The sequence below is a fragment of the Saccharopolyspora erythraea NRRL 2338 genome (assembly GCF_000062885.1).
Classification (GTDB): Bacteria; Actinomycetota; Actinomycetes; order Mycobacteriales; family Pseudonocardiaceae; genus Saccharopolyspora_D; species Saccharopolyspora_D erythraea.
Window position 1 is genome coordinate 5,369,632 of sequence record NC_009142.1, and the last position, 19,581, is coordinate 5,389,212.

Sequence of the window (19,581 nt, forward strand, 5' to 3'; positions counted from 1 at the left end):
GCGCACTGACCCGGATTCGCTCCTGTTCCTGGCAAATCTCGCCGTGCTCCTAGGTCGGTGTGCTGGTGAGCAGCGCGTGCGCGGTGTTGATCAGGACGTTGCGGCGGTCGTGGCGGCGGGTGGCGATGGCGGCCAGTGCGGTGCGGGTGGCAGGCCGGTAGCCGAGGTAGGCGTTCTGGCCGAAGGTGGCGCCGCCGTGGAAGTACACCGGGCCGTGCTCGGTGTCGTCGAGGAACCAGGTCAGCGTGCGGGCGGGCGCGTGGCGGGGTCGTGACACCGGATGCGGGGTGCGCACCGCGTCCAGCGCCTCGTGCAGGGGTGAGTCGTCGGGCGCGAGGTGGGCTTCGAGGTAGGTGAGCAGGTCGCCCGGGGTGGCGCGGACGGCGCCGGCCGGGGCGACCGCGCCCAGCTCGACCGGAGGCACTCGGGTGGAGCCGCCGCGGCGATGGCCCGGGGCGTCCGTGCCCGGCGGCCCGGGCGCCAGTCGGGTCTGGCGCAGCCCCATCGGCGCGAGGATGCGCTGGGCGAGCAGATCGTCGTAGGCGGTGCCGGTCACCTGCGCAAGGGCGTGGCCGAGGACCGCGGCGGCGAAGTTCGAGTAACACCAGCGGAGTCCCGGCCGGGCACGGGCGCCGTGGCGGTGGAACGCCGCCAGCAGCCGCGCTTGCGTGAACGCTGCGTAGGGGTTGGTGGGATTGGGGCGCCAGAGGAGGTGGCGGTAGAAGGCCGCTTGGTGGGGAACGCTGGGGAGCCCCGAAGTGTGGGTGATCAGGTGCCGCAGCGTGATCTCCGCGCTGGCACGGGGTCTTCCCAGTGCGATGGGCAGGCAGTCCCGGGCCGGGGTGTCGTAGTCGAGGACACCGGAGGTGGCCAAGTCGGCCAGCAGCAGCCCGAGGAACGTCTTGGAGGCCGAGCCGATCTCGTAGTGAAGGTGCTCCCGCGACCGGCCGACCGAAGCGGTACCGGCGGTGACCACGGTGCGGTGACCACGCTCGGAGAAGGCGAACACCACGTCCGGCGCGTCGACGGTCTCGGCGGCCCGCTGGAGCCGGTCGGCGAGCGTACTGGTGGGCTGGGCGGTCACGGGGTCGCTGCCAGAGCGGTCAGCACGCGGGAGGTCGCCAGCGTGGCGGCGAAGGCCGCGACCAGAGTCGGGTGGTAGACCAGCTCGAACACTTCATCGGCGTCCCCGGTCGGGACATCGCCGATGGCGGGCAGGGCGCCGGCGGTTGTCTGCGCGACGGCCAGGTGCTGCCAGCTTTCGGTGTCCAGAGCGGGTTTCGGCAGGCAGGCATCGGTGGCCAGCAGTTCCCCGAGCAGGTCCCAATGTCGTCGCTCGATGCATTCCTCGGTCCACACCGGCAACCACAGGTCGAGGTAGTCGGCGATCTCGGGGGGAACCTGGTCGGGACGAGCACCCCAGTCGGTGAGGTAGAAGACGGTGTGGGTGATGGCGTAGGCGACGTGGTGGTCGACCGTCCACGGTTCGGGAAACCCACCCAGCAACGTGGCCTGCACAGCATCGTCGACGCCGGCAACGGCCAATCCGAGCTGTTGCTCGGCGAGGGCGATGCCCAGCTTGCGGTGCGGCGCCGTCTCCGCCGCCGAGCAGCCCCGCAGCGTCCGCAGAACTCGCAGGGTGTCTTCGAGCCCAGGATGGCGGTAGCCGCGCTCGTGGAAGTGGACGTAGACCTCCATGCACGCCGAGGTCAGCGGCGCCTCGCGTTGCATGCGTTCCAGCATGTCGCCCGCGTCGAGCGCGTCGTACCAGGCGAAGTCCAGCAGGCTGCGGGCACTGGCGGCCTGCCGGGAGCCGGCGACGCCTTCCCGCAGCAGGACCGCGGCGGCCATCGTCAGCTCCCCCACCGCTTTCAGCGCCTCGGCAGGGTTGTCTTCGCCAGGGCGGGGGCGGAAGTGCTCGCGGTGGGCCGCCAACCAGTCCCAGGCCCGCGCGCCGACCTGGTGCAGCAGCGCCGGTGAGCGCATCACGGCCCCGCTTCCTGAAGCAGTCGGGCAGCCTGCACATGCAGCCGCACCCGAGCGTCGCCCGCGCCGCCGAAGTGCTCCACGAACTCCATTCCCCTGGCCAGCCCCAGCGAGGCCGGAGCGCCGCCCAGAGCGGCCAGCCACCGCCCGGCCCCTGCGGCCTGCAACCAGTCCCCGCGGCGCACCGCGCGGGCGAATCCCCGCGCCAGATCCGGCACTCGCGTCGATGCCTGCGCCGCCACGGTGCACTCCAGATTCGGGGCGGCCAACGCGGCCAGTTGCGCCAAGCGGTGTGTGAGCACCGGCCAGGACACCGTCGCCACCCACGCGGACTCCGGTTCTCCCACCGGCGCGGCGAAAGCGCGCTCCCCATCGGCCGCGTGCAGTGCCGCGCGCAGGCCCCAGTGCATCCACGCCACCGGCACCGACGCCCCCTCTGCAAGACCACACAGAGCCACCGCCCGCACGAGGTCCAGGTCGGTGGCGGACGGAGCGAGGCCGAGGAAAGCCCGCGGGGCGAGCACGTCGGCACCCAGCACGCGCACCGCCCCCACCATCACCGGATCCGGCACGCCCGCCGGTTCGAGCACGCCGCCGTGGTGTCCGCCCCGCAGGGCGGACACCACCGACAGCGCGCAGTTCTGGACCGCCTCAGCCAGACGGGAACCAGTGCTCGCGCGTTCCATCGACCACGCACCCGGTCACTTCTTCTTGGGACGCGGAAGAGGCGCGGAAAGGATGAGAAGCCAGTTGGTGAGCGGGCTGTCCCGGAACTCCCCTCGCGGTTCGGCGGAGTCGACCAGCGCCTCCACTCCGGCGGCCACGTCCTCGATCTCCGCGGACTTCACAGGCTCGACAGTGACGTTCATCCGGATCATCTCCCCACGATCTGACCGGTCGTGCACCGTGGAACACCACGCCCCGGGGCATCGGGCCCCGGGGACCTCACAGCAGCCCGAAATCCCAGCACCCGCAACGGCAGCACCCCGATCCAGCGACCACCGGTCCCGTGACGAGGGCGGCTCACACCACGTACGGACGAAGGTTCGACGACGCGTGTGGATGGGGTCAGCGGGCAAGGCAGGGGCTGACAGCCTCGGCATTGCCCCGGTCGATCGCCTCGGCCCGCGGAAACGCTTCCGGCCGCCTCAGTCGTGGATGCCCTTGGGGCCGTTCTTCGAGCTGTTGCACGGACCGCACAGGCCCTCGAGGTTGCGGATGTCGCTGTAGGCGTCCTTGGCGGACTGCGAGGTGATCTTCCCGCTCTCGTCCGGGGCGGCGGTGTCCTTGATCCAGGTCTTCCAGTCCCGGACGTGGTCGATGGTGATGTCCTGTTCCGGGAGGAACCTCTCGCACTGGCCCTGGCACTTGTAGTCGCCGCGGTCGTTGCGCTCCATCCGGTCGAGGACCTGGTCCTTGGTCCCGTCGTTGTAGCCGGGCCGGCTCCGCTCGTTCCACGTGCCGCGTTGGGACGGCTCCTGGGTGGGCGCGGGGCGGCTGCCGCCGTGACGGGTGATCCGACCGCCGCTCTCCTCCTGGCGCCGGATGTTCTGCTCGCGCTGCCGGTCGCTGCGCCGCGGGCCCCCTCTGGTGTCGGCGGCGTGGTTGGCGTCTCCGTCGGCGTTGCGGCGCTTCTGCCCCCGACCTCCGCCGCCACCGTCGCCGCCCGTGGCGCACGAAGACCCCTGCGACGCGAGACCGAGCGGGTCGCAGGCCACGAGCGGGTTCGGCACGTAGGCGACCGCGTTCGGCGCCGGCTCCAGGCCCAGCGGGTCCGGACTCAGATACCGCGCGGTCACCGGGTCGTAGTAGCGGTAGACGTTGTAGTGCAGCCCGGTTTCGGCATCGTGGTGCTGGCCGGGGAAGCGCAGCGGCGTCGCGGCGGCCTCCGAGCCCGTGACCAGGCCCCACAGGGTGCAGCGGGCACGCCGGACGATGCCGCCCGCGGCGTCGACCAGTTCGACCGGGCTGCCGATCTGGTCGGTCACCACGCCCGCGAAGCGAGCCCTGGTCGCGGACGACTGCTCTAGCTGGGCGACCGGGTGCCCGTCGTCGGGGTGGTACTCCCAGGTCAGCACGTGGGCACCGGTGCGCTGCTCGACCACCACCGTGCCGTCCCACACGAAGTCGACCTGTTCGGCCACCGCCGGGGCCGTCCCCGGCGCCCGGACGACCAGCCGCTGCTTGGCGATGCGGCGCCCCAGCGGGTCGTAGCGGTATGCCCACCACGCCCCGTCCGGGGTGACCACCGAGGTGAGCCGGTCGAGCGCGTTCCAGGTGAACCGCCACACGCGCTCGGTGCCCGCGGCGTCCCGCACCCGCCGCAGCACCAAGCGGCCCTGCGCGTCGTGCTCGTAGCTCACCGCACCGAGGCCGGCCGGCGCGTTGCCCCGGTACCGGTGTCGCAGCAGCCCGCCCCCGGTGTCCGAGGCGGTCAGGTTGCCGGTGCCGTCGTAGCGGTAGCTCTCCGAACGCCCGGGCGCGAGCACCTCGGTGACGCGGCCCGCGGCGTCGAGCTCGTAGCGCGTCGTTCCCGCCCCGCTGTCGTCGACGGCGGCGAGCGCGCCGTCGGGCCGGTAGCCGAACGAGCGCCGCACCACCTCGTTGCCGGCGGCGGTGACGGTCTGCCCGGTCAGGCGGCCCTCGGCGTCGTGGGTCTGGGTGAGCACCCACACGTCGTCCACCTGCCGACGGGTCTGGCGGCCGCGTTCGTCGTGGGTGAACGCGACGTGGTGCCCGCCGAGGCGCAATGCGGCGGGAAGGCCGTCGTGGAACGTCCACGAACTGTCCACACCGGACGGTGTGCGGCGGTGCACGCCGCCGCCGCCGTCGTCGTAGCGGAACGCCACCGTGAGCCCGTTGACGGTGTGGGTGGTGACCCGCGACCGCTCATCCCGTTCGACGGTGATCGTGGCGTCGCCGTTGGCCGCCTCGACGAGCCGGCCGACCGGGTCGTAGGCGAAGGTGGCGACCTCGGTGGGCGTGCGCCGCCACACCACGTTGCCCAGCACGTCGTAGCCGTACTCGACCTGTTCACCCGCGGCGTTGACCGACCGCAGCAGCTGCCCGGCCGCGTCGTAGGCGTAGCGGGTCACGCGGTCGTCGAAGTCGCTCTCCTCGACGAGCCTGCCCTCGGCGTCGAAGGTGTAGCGCCAGATCTGGCCGTTGGGGTTGGTGACAGCCACCAGCCGGGCCTCGGTGTCGTAGTCGTAGGTCGTGCGCGCACCGGTCGCGTCCACGGTCGCGGTCAGCAGGTCCAGCCGCCCGTACTCGTGCCCGGTTACCTGGCCGAGCGCACCGACGTGGCGAAGCTGGTTGCCCTCGCGGTCGTACTGCCACTGCTCGCGGGCACCCGACGGCAGCACGCGCGACAGCAGCCGTCCCTCGACGTTCCAGGTCAGCTGCGTGGTGCCGCCGTCGCGGTCCACGACCACCCGCGGACGCCCGAACAGGTCGGTCTCGGTGCGGTCGTCCGAGCTGCCGGCCGTGACCTCGTCGGCGAGCGCGTCGGCCGGAGCGGTGTCCGCACCGGAGTCGGCAACGCCTTCGGCGACACCGAGCTGCGTGGTCAGCGGGTCCGGGATCGCCTCGCCGGAGTAGCTCCGGCGCCAGGTCCGCCCGTCGGGGCCATCCACCGCGATGTCGAGCGCGTCCTGGGTCCAGCGCTCGATCCGCACCCGGCTGCCGTCGGGCCGCACGACGGCGGCCAGCTCACCGTCGGCGTTCCACTCGTAGCCGGTGGTGCGGCCGAGCGGGTCGGTCCGGGAGAGCAGCCGGTCGTAGCGGTCCCAGGTGCGGGACGTGGTGCCGCCCAGCGGACCGACCTCGCGCAGCACCTGGTTCTCTGCGTTGAGGTGGATCTCGGTGCTGTTGCCCAGGGAGTCGGTGAACGTCGTGACCAGGCGCTCGCGGTCGTAGCTGAACGAACCGTCGAAGAACCCGCGGTCTCCCACGGTCCGCACGCAACGGCCGGAGGAGTCGTAGACGTAGCGGTACCAGCCGCCGTTGCGGTCCTCCCAGCCGGTCATGCGGCCCGCGTCGTCGTAGTGGAACCGCTGCGGAGCGCCGCTGGAGTCGGTCACGCCCACCAGTCGACCGCGGCCGTCGTAGTCGTAGCGCATCACCGCGACCGCGAGGTCGGAGCCCGGATCGAGGACACGCACGGCGGTGATCCGGCCGTCCGACGTCGTGAGGTCGACGAGATAGCCGGCGGAGTGCGACAGCCGCCGCGGAGCACCGCGCTCGTCGTGCTCGAAGTCGATGGTGTTGCCGTCGTCGTCGGCAACCCGCACCAGCGGCAGCGGACCTCGACCCCGCGGGGCGAACTCCAGCGTCCGTCCCCGCCCTGCCTCGGTCAGGACGTAGGTGTCGGCGGTCCGGCGGCGAAGCGGCCAGCGCGCGCCTTCCAGCGGCAGCACCTCGGCGCCGACGGCGGGCAGCGGGTACACCAGCCGCACCCCGTCCGGGGCGAAGTAGCAGACGTGCTCGCGGCCGACCTCCAGCCGCTGGTCCGCGGTGGACGTCCAGGACGGGCCGAACCAGCGTCCCGCGCGGTAGCCCGACAGGTGCGTGCGCTCAAGCACGAGTTCGAGCGGGTGCGGCAGGGCCATGTCGCGCTGCACCAGGACGACTTCTCCGGTGGAGACGTCCACGGGGTCGCCCTTGCACGGGCGGGTCTCAGCGGACACGGCACCGATGCGCGGCGGGTTCGGCATGCCGGACGGCGGCCCGTCGGCTCCCGCGGACCTGGTGTTCGCGGGACCCGGGCCGTCTCCGCCCCCGGTCGTGCCGGCCCCGGGGCCGTTGCCGCCCCGCGACGAATCCTGCGGTGGGTTCGTGTTCGGTCCCGCGGAGTTCGACGTGGTGGAGTCCGGTCCGGCGGAGTTGGACGAGGTCGAGCTCGGCCCTGGGCCGCCGGAGTTATGCCCCGGGCCGGGCGGGTTCGGCCCCGGCCCGGCGGAGTCGGGCCCGTTGGGAGCGGGGCCACGGGCCCCCTCACCGGGCTTCGGCGGCGGGGCGGTGCTGTCGTTGTTCTTGATCTTCTTGAGTGCGTCGGCCGCCTCGTCGAAGGAACCGCCGAGCTTTTTGAGCATGGGCATCAGCGACTGCATCGCCTTGACCAGCTTGGTGGTGATGTCGGCGATCTTGGCGGTGACCTTGGCGACCTCGGCCACCACCTGCGGCACCACCCAGGTCAGACCGATGCCCAGGGTGGCCACCACCTGCAACGCCCAGCTCACCAGATGACCGACCAGCTCGGCGATGATGTCGCGCACCAGCGTGCGCACCGCCCCCACCACCTCCCCGGCGGTGGCGATCCCGCTGGAAGCCCCCTCGGCCGCACTCCGCGCAGCCGTGATCAACTTGCCGGTATCCGCACTGCGGGCGCGGTAGGCCTCAGCAGCCGCACCCGTCCAGGCGGCGGTGTCCTTGTCGACCAGACCGGCCATGTCCCCGGCGATCGCGCCCAGCTCGGCGCCGATGTTCTTCCAGGTCTGCGAATGCGCCTTGATCTCGTCCGGATCCCCGGTCAGCGAGTCCAGCGCGTCCGAGACCGGGCCGACGTGCTCCATCAGCCACCCCACCCCGGCGGCCAGGATCGCCCCGAACGGATCCAACGCCATGCCCAACGCGTCCAGACCGGTACCCACCGCACCGAGCACCCCGGCCGCCCAGTCACCGGACTCGATCGCCTTGCGGGTCTCGTCCACCGACTCCAGGATCGGCACCCCGCTGAACCCCTGCGTCGAGTCCTCGCGTTCGGCGACCAGCGGATTCGTCACAGCGCAACCATCCCGGGTGAGTGCGGGAACAACGCAAACGGATCAATGCTCGCCCAGCTCGCCAACGCCGCACCAACGCCCCACCGATGCCAAAATCGTTGGCATATACCAGGATTGCATCCGATCACGGGCTTTTTCTCCGCCATCGTCCGGAATGTCGCGACTGCCCGGAACCGCCCGCCGCGCAATCACCCTAATAGGTACCCGAACATCCGCGCCGGTTCCGGCACCCAGGTCGGTGTCGGGTCGATGACCGCCGGACCTTGCAGGGCATCCTCTTCGTGCTCTACACCGGGATTCAGTGGGCGTTTCTTCCCCATGGCAGCAGGCCGGGGTATGGGGGCAGTTGCAGGAGGTGCTGCTGGCCCGCCTGCGTGCGGCTGATCAGCTGGACTTCTCCCGCGCGGTGGTCGATTCCTCGCGGATCCAGGCCAAGCGGGGACGTGGTAGCCCCAAAAGTCGGTCCGAGTCCGGTTGATCGCCGGCCGGGCTCGAAACACCACGTCCTCACCGACGCCTGCGGCACTCCGTTGGGGGTGCTGTTGACAGGCAGCAACCGCAACGACGTCACCCAGCTCGTGCCACTGGTCGACTTGGCCTGAAACGACCCCTTAGGGGTCCTTGCATAATGATCTTGGTCTGGCATGGTGGTGGCTGGAGTTGATCACGTTTCGATCGTTGGGAGCGTGGGATGGCTCGCCCGAGGCCGTGGGAGGTCAGCGACGAGTTGTGGGCGTTGATCGAGCCGTTGCTGCCCCGGCACGAGCGTCGGTTTCGGTATCCGGGTCGGCGTCGGATCGACGATCGCAAGACTCTGCAGGGCATCTTGTTCGTGCTCTACACCGGCATCCAGTGGGAGTTTCTGCCGCAGGAGTTGGGATTCGGCTCGGGGTCGACGTGCTGGCGGCGGTTGGCCGAGTGGCAGCAGGCCGGAGTATGGGAGCAGTTGCAGCGGGTGCTGCTGGATCGCCTGCGAGCGGCCGATCAGTTGGACTTCTCCCGAGCGGTCGTGGATTCCTCCCAGATCCAGGCCAAACGGGGACGTGGTTGCCCAAAAGTCGGTCCGAGTCCGGTTGACCGTGGTCGGCCGGGCTCGAAGCACCACGTCATCACCGATGCCTGTGGAACCCCGTTGCGGGTGGTGCTGACCGGCAGCAACCGCAACGATGTGACCCAGCTGGTGCCGCTGGTGGAGGCGATCCCACCGGTGCGCGGACGGCCGGGTCGGCCCCGCCGCAAACCCCGCCGCCTCTACGCAGACCGGGCCTACGACCACGACGTCTACCGAGACAAGCTGCGGGCCCGGGGCATCACACCCCGGATCGCTCGCCGAGGTGACGACCACGGTTCCGGCCTCGGCAAGCTGCGGTGGGTGGTCGAAGCCGCGATCGCCTGGCTGCACGGACCACGCCGCCTACGGATCCGCTGGGAAACCCGCGACGACATCCACGACGGCTTCCTCCAACTCACCCACTGCATGATCCTCGCCGCCAAGCTCCCCACACACGCAATCTGAAAGGACCCCTTAATGGTCGGCCAGGTGCGCACGAGATCAGGAGTCGGCCGCATAGGCGAGTGCCGGGCTGTACAGCGCCGCTCGACGAGACTGGAGCCCAGGTTGGCGCCACGCCCCCTGGACGCCAACCTGACACTCCCCTTCCCAGCGCACGTTCCCTCCGTGCGCTGGGGTCACCAGGCGGGCAGCAACTGCCCCCGGTGCCCCTTCACCCCCAGGCCAGGGCGGTCCGGTGTTGGTGGCCGACAGCCTCGGCGCACCCCCATGGCGTCGAGACTTCCTCGGCGGCACACGATTCCGGCACCCCACGCGAGAACCGGGCACCGCGGGCCCGCGGTGCGTGGAACTCATCCACGCGCACTCCGCCGACGAACCGCATCGCCCGTCCTCGCTGATCGCACCGGTGCTACATCGCGCGCCTGGCCATCCACGCGCTGCCCGCACATCCCTGGCGCGATCACACTACATCAACACCTGTAAAACTCCGAGCCCGGATCTCAACACGAGTGAATATCCGGGGGAGTCAACGGTGACCCGGCCGGCCGCCGCGCTTAGGCTCAGATGCATGAACGACCCTGGGGTGACAGACGAGAGCTTGGCGGATGCGTTCCGCACCCGCTTACGGACGCTGTTCGAGCAGACCAACCCGCAGACCGGGCGGCCGTACACGGCAGCCCAGGCAGCGGACTGGATCCGGGCGAACACCAACCACTCGATCTCCCACACCCAGGTGTGGAAGTTGCTCACCGGCCGGGCCGTGCCGAGACTGACCGAGGTGGAACTCCTGGCCCGGTTCTTCGATGTCTCCCCCAGCGCGCTGCTGCCCGGACCCCAGGGCGAAGACCTGGACCGGCTTGCTCTGGTGGGCTCGCTCGGTGTCCGGGAGCTGGCTCTGCGGCAGCTCACCGCCGACGTCGCCCCCGAGTCCCGCGAACAGCTCGCGGGCGCGATCAAGGCGGTCCTGGAGGCGTTCCGCGCCCGCCCGGATCCCGCCCCTGACGAGGGCGAACGACGGCGGGATGGATGAAGGTCACGAGGTGGGGAGCGGGAGAGACCGTGGGCAACCACGCCGGTTGGCTGTGGACGCGGCCAGTGCTGCGGTGGCGCAGTGGACGGCGACTGCGCGAGCTGGGCGTACCCCGGCGGTTCCGCATGGAGCACCTGCGGGGCGCGCTGGAGGGGCGCCTGGGCAAGCCGATCTTCTTCGGCGTGGTCGACCTGCCCGCGGCCGCGCCCAGCGGGCTGGTGCTCACCACCGGTGAGGCGATCCTGGTCGTCGCCGACGCCCAGCTGCGGACATCGCACCGGTGGCACGTCTGGCTCCACGAGCTCATGCACCTGGTGTGGGGCCATGTCGGCACGCCGGAGCCGGACTCCCTCGGTGCGCTGCGGACCATGTTCCCGACGTTGCCCGACGACGTGCTGGAACAGGTGCTGAGCCGGACGACCTGCGAGCACGGGCACGAGATCGAAGCGGAGATGCTGGCTGCGCTGTGCCACGTCCGGATGGCGTCCTGGCGGGCCGCCGAGGAGGAACGCCAGGACATGCCCGCCGAGGTCGCCGCCGCGTTGCAGCGCTTCCAGGATCTGCTCGGGTAGGGGCGGACCGTGCTGTACACACTCGGCTACGCACTCGCCGGCGCGCTCATGCTGGCCGTGGTCGCCTCCAAGACGCGCGCGCTGATCCTCGACCCGAAGAACGTGCGGGTCCTGGGACTTGCCGTGGCGCACTTCGCGCTGACCATAGCGTTCGTCGCCGCCATCCCCACCAACTACGAGGCGATCGATCGGCTCACCGGCGTTCCCAACCTGGCGACCCTCGTGGTCTACAGCGGCGTCACGATCAGTCTCGGCGCCGCCGTGGTGTGCCACCACGCGTTGGAGATGCCCCAGCGGCGCGCGCGTGCCGCGGGGCGCCGCCAGCTCGTGGTGACCGCGGCAGCCGTCGCCGCGATGGCGGTGCTGTTCACGCTCGCGGACGTGCACGACGCCTCGCACCCGCTCGACTTCGATGCCCACTACGCCCTGGACCCACTCGCCGTCGCATTCCAGATCGCCTGGTGGTCGGCCTACTCCACCAACCTCGTGCACCTGGCGCGGGTTTGCCGGCGCACCGCGCTAGCCAGCCGGCTGCCGTGGCTGCGGGCCGGGCTGGGGCTGGTTCCCATCGGGTGCGTCATCGCCCTGGGCTACACCGCCGGCAAGGCGGCCCAGGTCGCCGCGGCGTGGGCCGGCGCCGATCTCACGTGGGTGTCGACCGCCCTCGCGCCGGGACTGGCCACGCTCGGCGCCGTGACGATGGCGCTGGGCTGGTCCGTTCCGCTGGTACCCCGATGGGCGCTGCGGGTCCGCACCTGGCGGGACCTGCGTCCCCTGTACGCGGCGCTGCGGGTCGTCAACCCCGCCCTGGCCGACAACACCCCGGCCGTGACCGTCCTGTACCGGCGACTGATCGCCACCAACGACCTGTTGCGGGCCTTGCGGCCGCACCTGGACCCGGAGGTCGACCGGTTCGCCCACGCCGAAGCGGACCGGCTCGGCCTCGACGGGCGCGTCCGGCACGCGGCGATCGAGGCGGCGCGGATCGCGGCCGGGCTGCGCGCCCACGCCGCCGGGCAGACCTTCGACGGCACGACGATGATCCGCGAATACCAGCGCGCCGACGCCGACCCCGGGCAGGCGGACATGGCCGCGCACGGCGCGCTGCTGTGGCGCAACCCGCCCGGAGATCCCGACTACCGGCTCGCGATGGAGGTCCGCGCCCTCTGCGAGATCGGCCGCGCTTGGCGGCTGCCGCACCCGCTGGTAGCCGCCGTGCCGGCCCACCGTGCCACCAACCCCCTCACCGAACCCGGGTGACCCATGCTTGAACAGGACGTGCTGGACGAGGTGACCAACCCGTTCCCCGGATTGGCCGCACTCCAGGAGCAGACTCCGGCAGTCCGCGTGCGAACCCCGGACGGGCCCCCGGCGTGGCTGGTGACCCGGTACGCGGACGTGCGCGACCTACTGCGCGACGACACCCGCCTGTCGGTCGATCCTGACCACGGAGCGGGAGAGGACTACGCGGGATTCGAGCTGCCGCCGCAGTTGCGCCCGCACCTGCTGGCTGTCGACGCGGCCCAGCACGATCGGCTGCGAGAGCTGATCTCCTCGCCCTTCACCGGAACCGGTCTACATCGGACAGTCGAAGTTGTGGAGGCAGAGGCGCACCGCCTGGTCGCCGCGCTGGCCCCGGACCAGCCGGTGGACCTCGTTGCCGAGCTCGCGTTCCCGTTGGCCCTCACGGCGGTGCGCGCGGTGCTGCCCCTGCCCGATCCTGCTCATCAGGCGTTCGCCGAATGGGCGCACGACGCCCTACTCGCCCCTCGCCGGCAGGAGGACGGGGCCGAAGTGCGGGCCCGCGACACGCTGGGACGCATGGCCGAGATCATCCAGACCGCCACCACCGTCCCCGGGGACGGCCTGCTGGGCGAGCTCCAGGCCGCCTACCACCACGGCCGGCTCAGCGCGCACGAGCTGGCCGCCCAGGTGTTCTACTTGCTGTTCGTCCCCACCGAGCCGCTCGTGGACGCGTTCGGCGTGGTCCTCCTGCGGCTGCTCGCCGGCACCCGGCATCGCGCGGTGCTGCGCGACAGCCCCGCGGCCCGGCACGTCGCGGTCGCCGAAGCACTGCGGTTCGACACCCCTCAGGGACTGGCCGCGCCACGCTTCGCACTCGTCGACCTCGACATCGACGGAGTCCGCGTCCGGGCCGGGCAAACGCTGTTGTTGTCCCTGGCAGCGGCCAACCGGGATCCGCGGCAGTTCGACGACCCGGACGAGCTGGTCCTGACACGCAGCCCCAACCCGCATCTGGCGCTCGGGCGCGGCGACCACGCCTGCCCCGCCACCGCTCTGAGCTACCAGCTGCTCTCCAGCAGTGTCGCCGCGCTGCTGAGCCGCTATCCGTCCACCACCGTGGTGCCCGAGAAAACCCAGTGGCGCGGGAACTTCCGCCACCGCGGCCCGGCGAGCGTTTGGGCCGACCTCAAGCCCTGACCGGTCTTGCTCGCCCCCGCCGCTACTCGAGGCGCGTTCGAGGACAGCCTCAGCAACGCCGTGACGGATCATGCCCCCAGTTCGTCGGCGGCGAAGCGGCGCAGGTGATCTCGCGCCTGCTCGCCCGTCAGGGGCGGGACGCCCCGCAGCCACTGCAGGGCGAGACCGTCGGTGAGCGCGACGAACCGCACCGCTACCTCCGCCGCGTCGCCGCTGGTGAACACGCCCGCGTCCTGCCCGGCGACGATGATGTCGCGGATCTGGCCCTGCCAGGTGGCGTAGCGGCCGGCCTGCCGGTCGACGAAGTCGTCGTCGTGCAGGCCCGCGAGCCAGTACTCGAACCACATCCGCCAGTGCCGCTCGGTCTCCGGCGTGAACAGCGCTTCGACCAGCCTGCTCAGCGCCTCGCGCGGACCCAGGGTCCGCAACTCCGCCATCAGCGGCGTGTAGTACTCGTCGATCTCCAGCGCTATCGCCTCGGCGATGATCTCCCGCACCCCGGAGAAGTGGTAGGTGATCGTGCCCGGCGAAACGCCCGCGTGCCTGGCGATGTCGCGGGCGCTGACACCGGCGATGCCCTGCTCGGAGATGAGCTCCAGGGCCGCGCGCACCACCTGGCGGCGACGCACCTCCGTGGGGTGCCTGCTGCGCTTCTCGGCGGGCACCGCCCGGCGGCCGGTCATGCCGAGGTCCTCGGGATCCGCTGCTGCCAGCTGCGGGACAGCACTTCCACCCCGCCGGAGGAGGTGTCCAGCCGACTGTCCACGATGTACTCCTGCCTGGTCGCGCGCAGTTCGGTCGTGGCGTTGACCTCGGCCAGCCAGTCGTCGCGCTGCAGCCTGATTGTCCACTGTGATGTCGCGCTGGCCGAGAGCGGGTCGTCCTCGCGGATCCGGTAGGTCTCGGTGGCGTTCTCGGTGTAGGTGAGCCCGTCGGGGAACGTCCGGGAACCACCGTAGTTGGGATCGACTTCCAGGACCCACTCACCGCTGGCGACGTCCCGGCGCACCACCCGTTCCGGGCGCTGGGCGGCACTTCCCGTCCGCACCTCCAGCGGCGGTGCGTGCTCGGGCTTGGCGAAATCGATCGCCCGCTCGGGCGCGGACCGCACCGGCAGCACCAGCGCGCTCGCGGCCGGTTCCAGCTCGACGGTGGCGCGTTCGCCGTGCGGCCACACCCACGGGAAGTACGCGGTGGAGACCGCCACCCGGATGCGGTGCCCCGGCGGGAAGGCGTAGGCGATCGCCGACAGGTCCACGGTCACCTCCTCCACCTCGCCCGGCACCCACGGATCGGCGCGTTCCCTGCCGTTGCGCGTCAACAGGTTGAGCACTCCCCTCGTGACCAGCGTCGAGGACCCGTCGGGCGCCACGTCGCACAGCCGCACGGTGACGTTGGCGCGCTCGACGTCGCAGCTCATCCGCAGCGAGACGCGGGGCCTGCCGAGGATCTCCACGCGTCCGGCCAGCGGAGCCGAGTCGAAGCAGGCCGAGCGGCCGTCCTCCTCCCGCTGGTCCGGTGGCAGGTCGCTGCGGTTGCCGAACGGGAAGAACCGCCCCGCGTCGATGCCCGTGTGCTCAGGGCTGGACACGACGACCTGCGAGCCCGCAAGCTCCGCGTCGAAGCCGTAGCGCGTCGGCCGCACCGACGGCGACGGCCAGGAGTCGTCGCCGACCCAGCGGCCGGGCCGCTCGGGGTAGAAGGTGCTCGGCGCGGCGGGCTCCTGCATCCAGGTGCGCAGCAGCGGCTCGTCGAGGACACCGGTGTCGGCGCCCTTGAGCCAGTGGTCCCACCAGCGCAGGGTTTCCTGCAGGAAGCCGATCGCCGGTCCGGGCGGCAGCCCGCGGTCCGGGTACTGGTGCGACCACGGCCCCACGATGCCGCGCACCGGCGCGGAAAGGTGCTCGGCGAGCCGGAACACGGTGTCGCGGTACGGATCGGCCCAGCCGCCGACAGCCAGCACGGCGGCCTGCACCGCCGAGTAGTCCTCGCAGATGCTGCCGTGCCGCCAGTAGTCGTCGCGTTCCTGGTGCGCCAGCCAGGCGTGCAGGAAGGGTTCGGCGGCTTCCAGGCGTTCCCGCCACATCTTCGACCAGTCGTCGCCGACCACCGCCGGGTCCGGCGGACGCGCGGTGAACGCGAGCATCGTGCCCGCCCACGCCGCCATGTCGACGCCGAGGACCGCGCCTCCGGTGTAGTGCACGTCGTTGTCGTAGCGGTCGTCGGTGGAGCACACCGTGACGACGGCCTTCAGCGGTTCCGGGCGCAGCGCGGCGATCTGCAGCGAGTTGAAGCCGCCCCAGGAGATGCCGAACATCCCGACCTCGCCGGAGCACCACGGCTGGTCCGCCAGCCACTCGATGACCTCGACGCCGTCGGAGAGCTCGGTCTCGGTGTACTCGTCGAGCATGACGCCCTCGGAGTTGCCGCTGCCGCGCAGGTCGACACGCACCGAGGCGTAGCCGTGCCCCGCGTAGTACGGGTGCCGCTGCGCGTCGCGCGGCGCGGTCCAGTCGCCCTTGCGGTAGGGCAGGTACTCCAGCAGCGCGGGCACCGGCTCGCCGTCGGCCGGCCGCCAGATCCGCGCGTGCAGCCGCGTCCCGTCCCGCATCGGGATCCAGCACTCCTCGACCGCGACCTGCCGGTCGAAGTGCTCCCGGAAGTTCACCGAATCTCCTTCCACCGCCGGATCAGGTGCCCCTCGCCGGCGTCGATCCAGGTCTCGTCGTGGTCGTCGTGGGCCCAGGCCAGGGCCGGTTCGGCGGTGCCGGCGGCCTCGGGGTCGGGCTCCAGCGCGGCGTCGAGCAGTGCTCGCGTGTAGGGGTGGTTGGGCCCGGCGAACACGGCCTCGGTGCTGCCCTGCTCGACCACTTCGCCCTGGTGCAGCACCACGACGCGGTCGGCCATGCCGCGCACCACGGCCAGGTCGTGGCTGATGAACAGGCAGGCGAGCCGGTGTTCGCGGCGCAGGTCGTCGAGCAGGGCGAGCACCCGCGCCTGCACCGAGACGTCCAGCGCCGTGGTGATCTCGTCGGCGATGATCACCTCCGGCGCTCCGGCGAGGGCGCGGGCGATGCCGACCCGCTGGCGCTGGCCACCGGACAGCTGCGCGGGCAGGCGCTCCGCCAACGCGGCGTCGAGCCGCACGGACTCGATCAGCTCGGCGGTCCGGGCGGCGCGCTGAGCACGCGGCACGATGCCGAACAGGCGCAACGGCCTGCGCACCGAATCCCGGATGCTGCGGCGGGGGTTGAGCGCGGTGTCGGCGTTCTGGAACACCAGCTGCACCTTGCGCCGCAGGTCCCTGGGCCGCTTCCCGGCCGGGACGCGCAGGTCGCCCGGCGTCTCGCCCAGGTAGCGCAACCGGCCGGAGGCCGGAGCGCGCAGCCCCGCCAGCGACGCGGCGAGCGTGGACTTGCCGCTGCCCGACTCCCCGACCAGCGCCAGCACTTCACCGCGCCGGAGCTGCAACGACACGTCCGACACCACGGTGCGCTTCCCGTAGCCGACGCGGACCGCGTCGAGGTCCACCACGGGCTCGGCGTCGGCCACCTCGGCGCGTGGTCTGGCGTGCCGCTCACCGTCCTCGCCGACCTCGACCAGGCCGCGGTCGAAGATCCGCGGCACGCTGGCCAGCAGCTGCCGCGTGTAGGACTCGGCCGGCGCGGAGAACAGCCGCCGCGACGGGGCCGACTCCACGGTCCGGCCCGCGCGGAGAACGTGCACGTGGTCGGCCATCGCCGCCACGACGCCGAGGTCGTGGCTGACCAGCACCGTCGCCAGGGAGAGCTCGCCGGCCAGGGCGGACAGCAGGTCGAGGATGCCGCGCTGGGTGATCACGTCCAGACCGGTGGTCGGCTCGTCGAGCACCAGCACCTTCGGCCGGGCGGCGATCGCCATCGCGATCGCCACGCGCTGCTGCTGACCACCGGAGAGCTGGTGCGCGTAGCGCTTGACCAGCGACTCGGGCTCGGGCAAGCGCACCTGGCCCAGCAGTTCGACGGCTCTGCTCCGGCGCGCCGCGGCGGTGAGCCCCTGCCCGTGCAAGGCCTCGTCGAGCTGCCGCCCGACGCGCATCGACGGTGTCAGGGCCGAGCCCGCGTTCTGCGCGACCATCGCCGCGGTGCGGCCGCGCAGCGCGCGGAGTCGCTTGCCGGACAACGAGAACACGTCCTCGCCGTCGATCCGGACCTCGCCCGCGGTCTTCCGGGAACCGTGGCGCAGGTGCCCGAGCAGGGTCCCGGCGATGGTGGACTTGCCGCTGCCGGACTCGCCCACCAGCGCCAGCGTCTGCCCGGCCTCGACCGAAAGCGACACCTCCCGCACCACCGGCACCTCGCGGCGGCCGGCGCGATAGGCGATCGAGAGGTCGCGCACCTCGACGATGCTCATGCCGCCCCCTTCCGGATCCGGTCCACGCCCCAGGCCTTCGACAGCCCGTCGGCTGCCAGGTTCAGGCCCACCACCAGGGTCGCAAGCGCCACGATCGGGGCAAGGCTGGCCAGCGGCACGACGGTGATGGCCGTGCGGTTCTCCGCCACCATCAGCCCCCAGTCCGGAGCGGGCGGGTTCACCCCGAACCCGAGGAACGACAACGAGCTGATCAGCAGCACCGCCCACGACGCGCGCATCGCGAACTCGACGCACACCACGTCGACGACGTTCGGGAAGATCTCCCGCACCAGGATCGGCATGGTCCGCTCACCGCGCGCCCGGGCCGCCGTGACGTAGTCGGCGGGCACCACGCCCTGCGCCGCGGCGCGAACCACCCGCACCACCGCCGGGGTGTAGACGACCGTCACGGCCAGAACGATCACGCCCGGACCGGTGCCGAACACGGTGACGATCACCAGCAGGGCCAGGATCGGCGGTACCGACAGCACCGCGTCCAGCACCCGCATCACCACGTTGTCCAGCCACCCGCCGCGCAGTGCCACGAACGACCCGATCAGCGTGCCGAGCCCGACGGTGCACAGCGTCGCCAGGAACGACACCGCCAGCGCGTACCGGCCGCCGTGCAGGACGCGGGAGAGCACGTCCCGCCCGTACTGGTCGGTGCCCGCCCAGTGCTGCCAGCCGGCGCCCAGCAGCGCCTGCGCCGGATCGTTGGCCACCGGCGAGTACGGGGCGAGCAGCGGGGCCACGACCGCCAGCAGGATGTGCACCCCCACGACGGCCAGCCCGACCCGCGCGGTCGCCGACCGCGGCAGCCGAGTTCGCAACGCCACCATCACGCCCTCCCTCCCCCGGTCCGCAGCCTGGGGTTCAACGCCATCGCAGCCAGGTCGGCGGCGAGGTTGCACACCACGTACACGCACGCGCCGAGCAGCGCGATCGCCTGCAGCATCGGCAGGTCGCGGTTGTAGACGGACTCCAGCATCAGCTTCCCCGCCCCCGGGTAGTTGAAGACGTTCTCCACCACCACGACCCCGCCGACGAGCCAGGCGATGTTCATCGCGATCACGTTCAGCGTCGGCAGCAGCGCGCTGGGCAGGGCGTGGCGGGTGACCACCCGCCAGCGCCCGAGCCCCTTGAGCGTCGCGGTCGTCACGAAGTCGGCGGCCATCACGTCGATCACGCTGGTCCGCGCCATCCGCACGATGTAGGCCGCCATCACCACGCCCAGCGCGGCGGCGGGCAGCCAGATCGCGGGCAGCAGGTCGGCGACGGTCGCGTTCGGACCGTCGAGCACCACCGCAGGCAGCAGCGGCACCGTCACCGAGAACACCAGCACCAGCAGGGTGGCCACGACGAACTCCGGGATGCTCATGCCGATCAGACTCAGCCACGAGATCGCCAGGTCCGGCCACCGGTCCCGGTACAACCCGGCGATGACGCCCAGCGCCAGTGACAGCGTGATCGCCAGGACGACGGTCACGACCGCGATGAGCGCGGTGTTGCGCAGGTGCAGCCCCAGATCCGCTGCCACCGGGTCTCCGGAGACCAGGGACGTGCCGAACTCGCCGTGCAGCGCGGAACCCACCCATGACAGGTAGCGCTGCCACGCCGGCTCGTCCAGGTGCAGCTGCTCGCGCATCGCCGCGACCGCCTCCGGCGTGGCGTCGCGGCCCAGCACCTGGCTGGCCACGTCACCCGGCAGGGCCTGCACCGCGAAGAACACCATCAGCGAGGACAGCACGATGGTCAGCACCGCGGATCCCAGGCGTTTCAGGACGAAGTTCGGCATCACGCTCCCCCTGCCCTGCGGGACACCGGCACCCGGTCGGCAACCGCGAGCGGAAATGGACGATGCAC

The 19,581-nt window shown here is 71.7% G+C and carries 15 protein-coding genes and 1 pseudogene; 6 read left to right on the plus strand and 10 right to left on the minus strand.

Annotated features, from left to right (window positions below):
* Positions 1-49: 49 nt before the first annotated feature.
* The 5 genes from SACE_RS23315 to SACE_RS23330 all read right to left on the minus strand — a co-directional run bounded on the left by SACE_RS23315 (position 50) and on the right by SACE_RS23330 (position 7,769).
* On the minus strand, positions 50-1,084 hold the full coding sequence (locus SACE_RS23315; RefSeq protein WP_009948866.1) for a serine hydrolase domain-containing protein: 1,035 nt from the start codon (positions 1,082-1,084) through the stop codon (positions 50-52).
* The gene (locus tag SACE_RS23320; RefSeq protein WP_011874466.1) at positions 1,081-1,986 is read right to left on the minus strand and encodes a DUF6895 family protein; all 906 of its coding nucleotides are present in this window, start codon (positions 1,984-1,986) and stop codon (positions 1,081-1,083) included. Before SACE_RS23320 ends, SACE_RS23315 begins: the two co-directional genes overlap by 4 nt.
* Positions 1,986-2,672: a hypothetical protein gene (locus tag SACE_RS23325; RefSeq protein WP_009948863.1), complete on the minus strand. Its 687-nt coding sequence runs from the start codon at positions 2,670-2,672 to the stop codon at positions 1,986-1,988. Before SACE_RS23325 ends, SACE_RS23320 begins: the two co-directional genes overlap by 1 nt.
* Before the next feature lie 15 nt (positions 2,673-2,687).
* Positions 2,688-2,855 (minus strand): hypothetical protein, encoded by a 168-nt coding sequence (locus SACE_RS38420; RefSeq protein WP_009948861.1) that lies wholly within the window; start codon positions 2,853-2,855, stop codon positions 2,688-2,690.
* A gap of 279 nt (positions 2,856-3,134) precedes the next feature.
* A complete protein-coding gene (locus SACE_RS23330) occupies positions 3,135-7,769 on the minus strand; it encodes an RHS repeat-associated core domain-containing protein (protein WP_011874467.1) in 4,635 nt (1,544 codons plus the stop codon).
* Positions 7,770-7,972: 203 nt separating this feature from the next.
* On the opposite strand from SACE_RS23330, the pseudogene SACE_RS38425 reads away from it, so the two are divergent.
* The 6 genes and pseudogenes from SACE_RS38425 to SACE_RS23355 form a co-directional block, all read left to right on the plus strand.
* Positions 7,973-8,362, plus strand: a pseudogene (locus tag SACE_RS38425) (transposase family protein); the annotation flags it as partial.
* Positions 8,363-8,460: 98 nt separating this feature from the next.
* Positions 8,461-9,285: an IS5 family transposase gene (locus tag SACE_RS23335; RefSeq protein WP_011873634.1), complete on the plus strand. Its 825-nt coding sequence runs from the start codon at positions 8,461-8,463 to the stop codon at positions 9,283-9,285.
* A gap of 565 nt (positions 9,286-9,850) precedes the next feature.
* The gene (locus SACE_RS23340; protein ID WP_011874469.1) at positions 9,851-10,312 is read left to right on the plus strand and encodes a transcriptional regulator; all 462 of its coding nucleotides are present in this window, start codon (positions 9,851-9,853) and stop codon (positions 10,310-10,312) included.
* 29 nt (positions 10,313-10,341) lie between these two features.
* Positions 10,342-10,884 (plus strand): hypothetical protein, encoded by a 543-nt coding sequence (locus SACE_RS23345; RefSeq protein WP_011874470.1) that lies wholly within the window; start codon positions 10,342-10,344, stop codon positions 10,882-10,884.
* A gap of 9 nt (positions 10,885-10,893) precedes the next feature.
* Positions 10,894-12,144: an MAB_1171c family putative transporter gene (locus SACE_RS23350; RefSeq protein WP_011874471.1), complete on the plus strand. Its 1,251-nt coding sequence runs from the start codon at positions 10,894-10,896 to the stop codon at positions 12,142-12,144.
* A gap of 3 nt (positions 12,145-12,147) precedes the next feature.
* Positions 12,148-13,326, plus strand: a complete 1,179-nt coding sequence (locus tag SACE_RS23355; protein WP_009950340.1) for a cytochrome P450 — start codon at positions 12,148-12,150, stop codon at positions 13,324-13,326.
* Positions 13,327-13,394: 68 nt separating this feature from the next.
* Here the strand turns inward: SACE_RS23355 and SACE_RS23360 are convergent, their stop codons facing one another.
* Genes SACE_RS23360 through SACE_RS23380 form a run of 5 tightly spaced genes read right to left on the minus strand, consistent with a single transcriptional unit; the run spans position 13,395 to position 19,513 of the window.
* The gene (locus tag SACE_RS23360) at positions 13,395-14,009 is read right to left on the minus strand and encodes a TetR/AcrR family transcriptional regulator (protein WP_009950338.1); all 615 of its coding nucleotides are present in this window, start codon (positions 14,007-14,009) and stop codon (positions 13,395-13,397) included.
* The gene (locus tag SACE_RS23365; RefSeq protein ID WP_009950337.1) at positions 14,006-15,994 is read right to left on the minus strand and encodes a CocE/NonD family hydrolase; all 1,989 of its coding nucleotides are present in this window, start codon (positions 15,992-15,994) and stop codon (positions 14,006-14,008) included. Before SACE_RS23365 ends, SACE_RS23360 begins: the two co-directional genes overlap by 4 nt.
* The gene (locus SACE_RS23370; RefSeq protein WP_009950336.1) at positions 15,991-17,718 is read right to left on the minus strand and encodes a dipeptide ABC transporter ATP-binding protein; all 1,728 of its coding nucleotides are present in this window, start codon (positions 17,716-17,718) and stop codon (positions 15,991-15,993) included. Before SACE_RS23370 ends, SACE_RS23365 begins: the two co-directional genes overlap by 4 nt.
* A complete protein-coding gene (locus SACE_RS23375; protein WP_011874472.1) occupies positions 17,715-18,557 on the minus strand; it encodes an ABC transporter permease in 843 nt (280 codons plus the stop codon). Before SACE_RS23375 ends, SACE_RS23370 begins: the two co-directional genes overlap by 4 nt.
* On the minus strand, positions 18,557-19,513 hold the full coding sequence (locus SACE_RS23380; protein WP_011874473.1) for an ABC transporter permease: 957 nt from the start codon (positions 19,511-19,513) through the stop codon (positions 18,557-18,559). Before SACE_RS23380 ends, SACE_RS23375 begins: the two co-directional genes overlap by 1 nt.
* Positions 19,514-19,581 lie beyond the last annotated feature (68 nt).

Bases quoted from the DNA above. Each gene is read 5' to 3' on its own strand.
- SACE_RS23335 (WP_011873634.1), top strand. From the start codon at position 8,461: ATGGCTCGCCCGAGGCCGTGGGAGGTCAGCGACGAGTTGTGGGCGTTG.
- SACE_RS23380 (WP_011874473.1), bottom strand. From the start codon at position 19,513: ATGCCGAACTTCGTCCTGAAACGCCTGGGATCCGCGGTGCTGACCATC.
- SACE_RS23355 (WP_009950340.1), top strand. From the start codon at position 12,148: ATGCTTGAACAGGACGTGCTGGACGAGGTGACCAACCCGTTCCCCGGA.
- SACE_RS23320 (WP_011874466.1), bottom strand. From the start codon at position 1,986: ATGCGCTCACCGGCGCTGCTGCACCAGGTCGGCGCGCGGGCCTGGGAC.
- SACE_RS23325 (WP_009948863.1), bottom strand. From the start codon at position 2,672: ATGGAACGCGCGAGCACTGGTTCCCGTCTGGCTGAGGCGGTCCAGAAC.
- SACE_RS23370 (WP_009950336.1), bottom strand. From the start codon at position 17,718: ATGAGCATCGTCGAGGTGCGCGACCTCTCGATCGCCTATCGCGCCGGC.
- SACE_RS23360 (WP_009950338.1), bottom strand. From the start codon at position 14,009: ATGACCGGCCGCCGGGCGGTGCCCGCCGAGAAGCGCAGCAGGCACCCC.
- SACE_RS38420 (WP_009948861.1), bottom strand. From the start codon at position 2,855: ATGAACGTCACTGTCGAGCCTGTGAAGTCCGCGGAGATCGAGGACGTG.
- SACE_RS23340 (WP_011874469.1), top strand. From the start codon at position 9,851: ATGAACGACCCTGGGGTGACAGACGAGAGCTTGGCGGATGCGTTCCGC.
- SACE_RS23375 (WP_011874472.1), bottom strand. From the start codon at position 18,557: ATGGTGGCGTTGCGAACTCGGCTGCCGCGGTCGGCGACCGCGCGGGTC.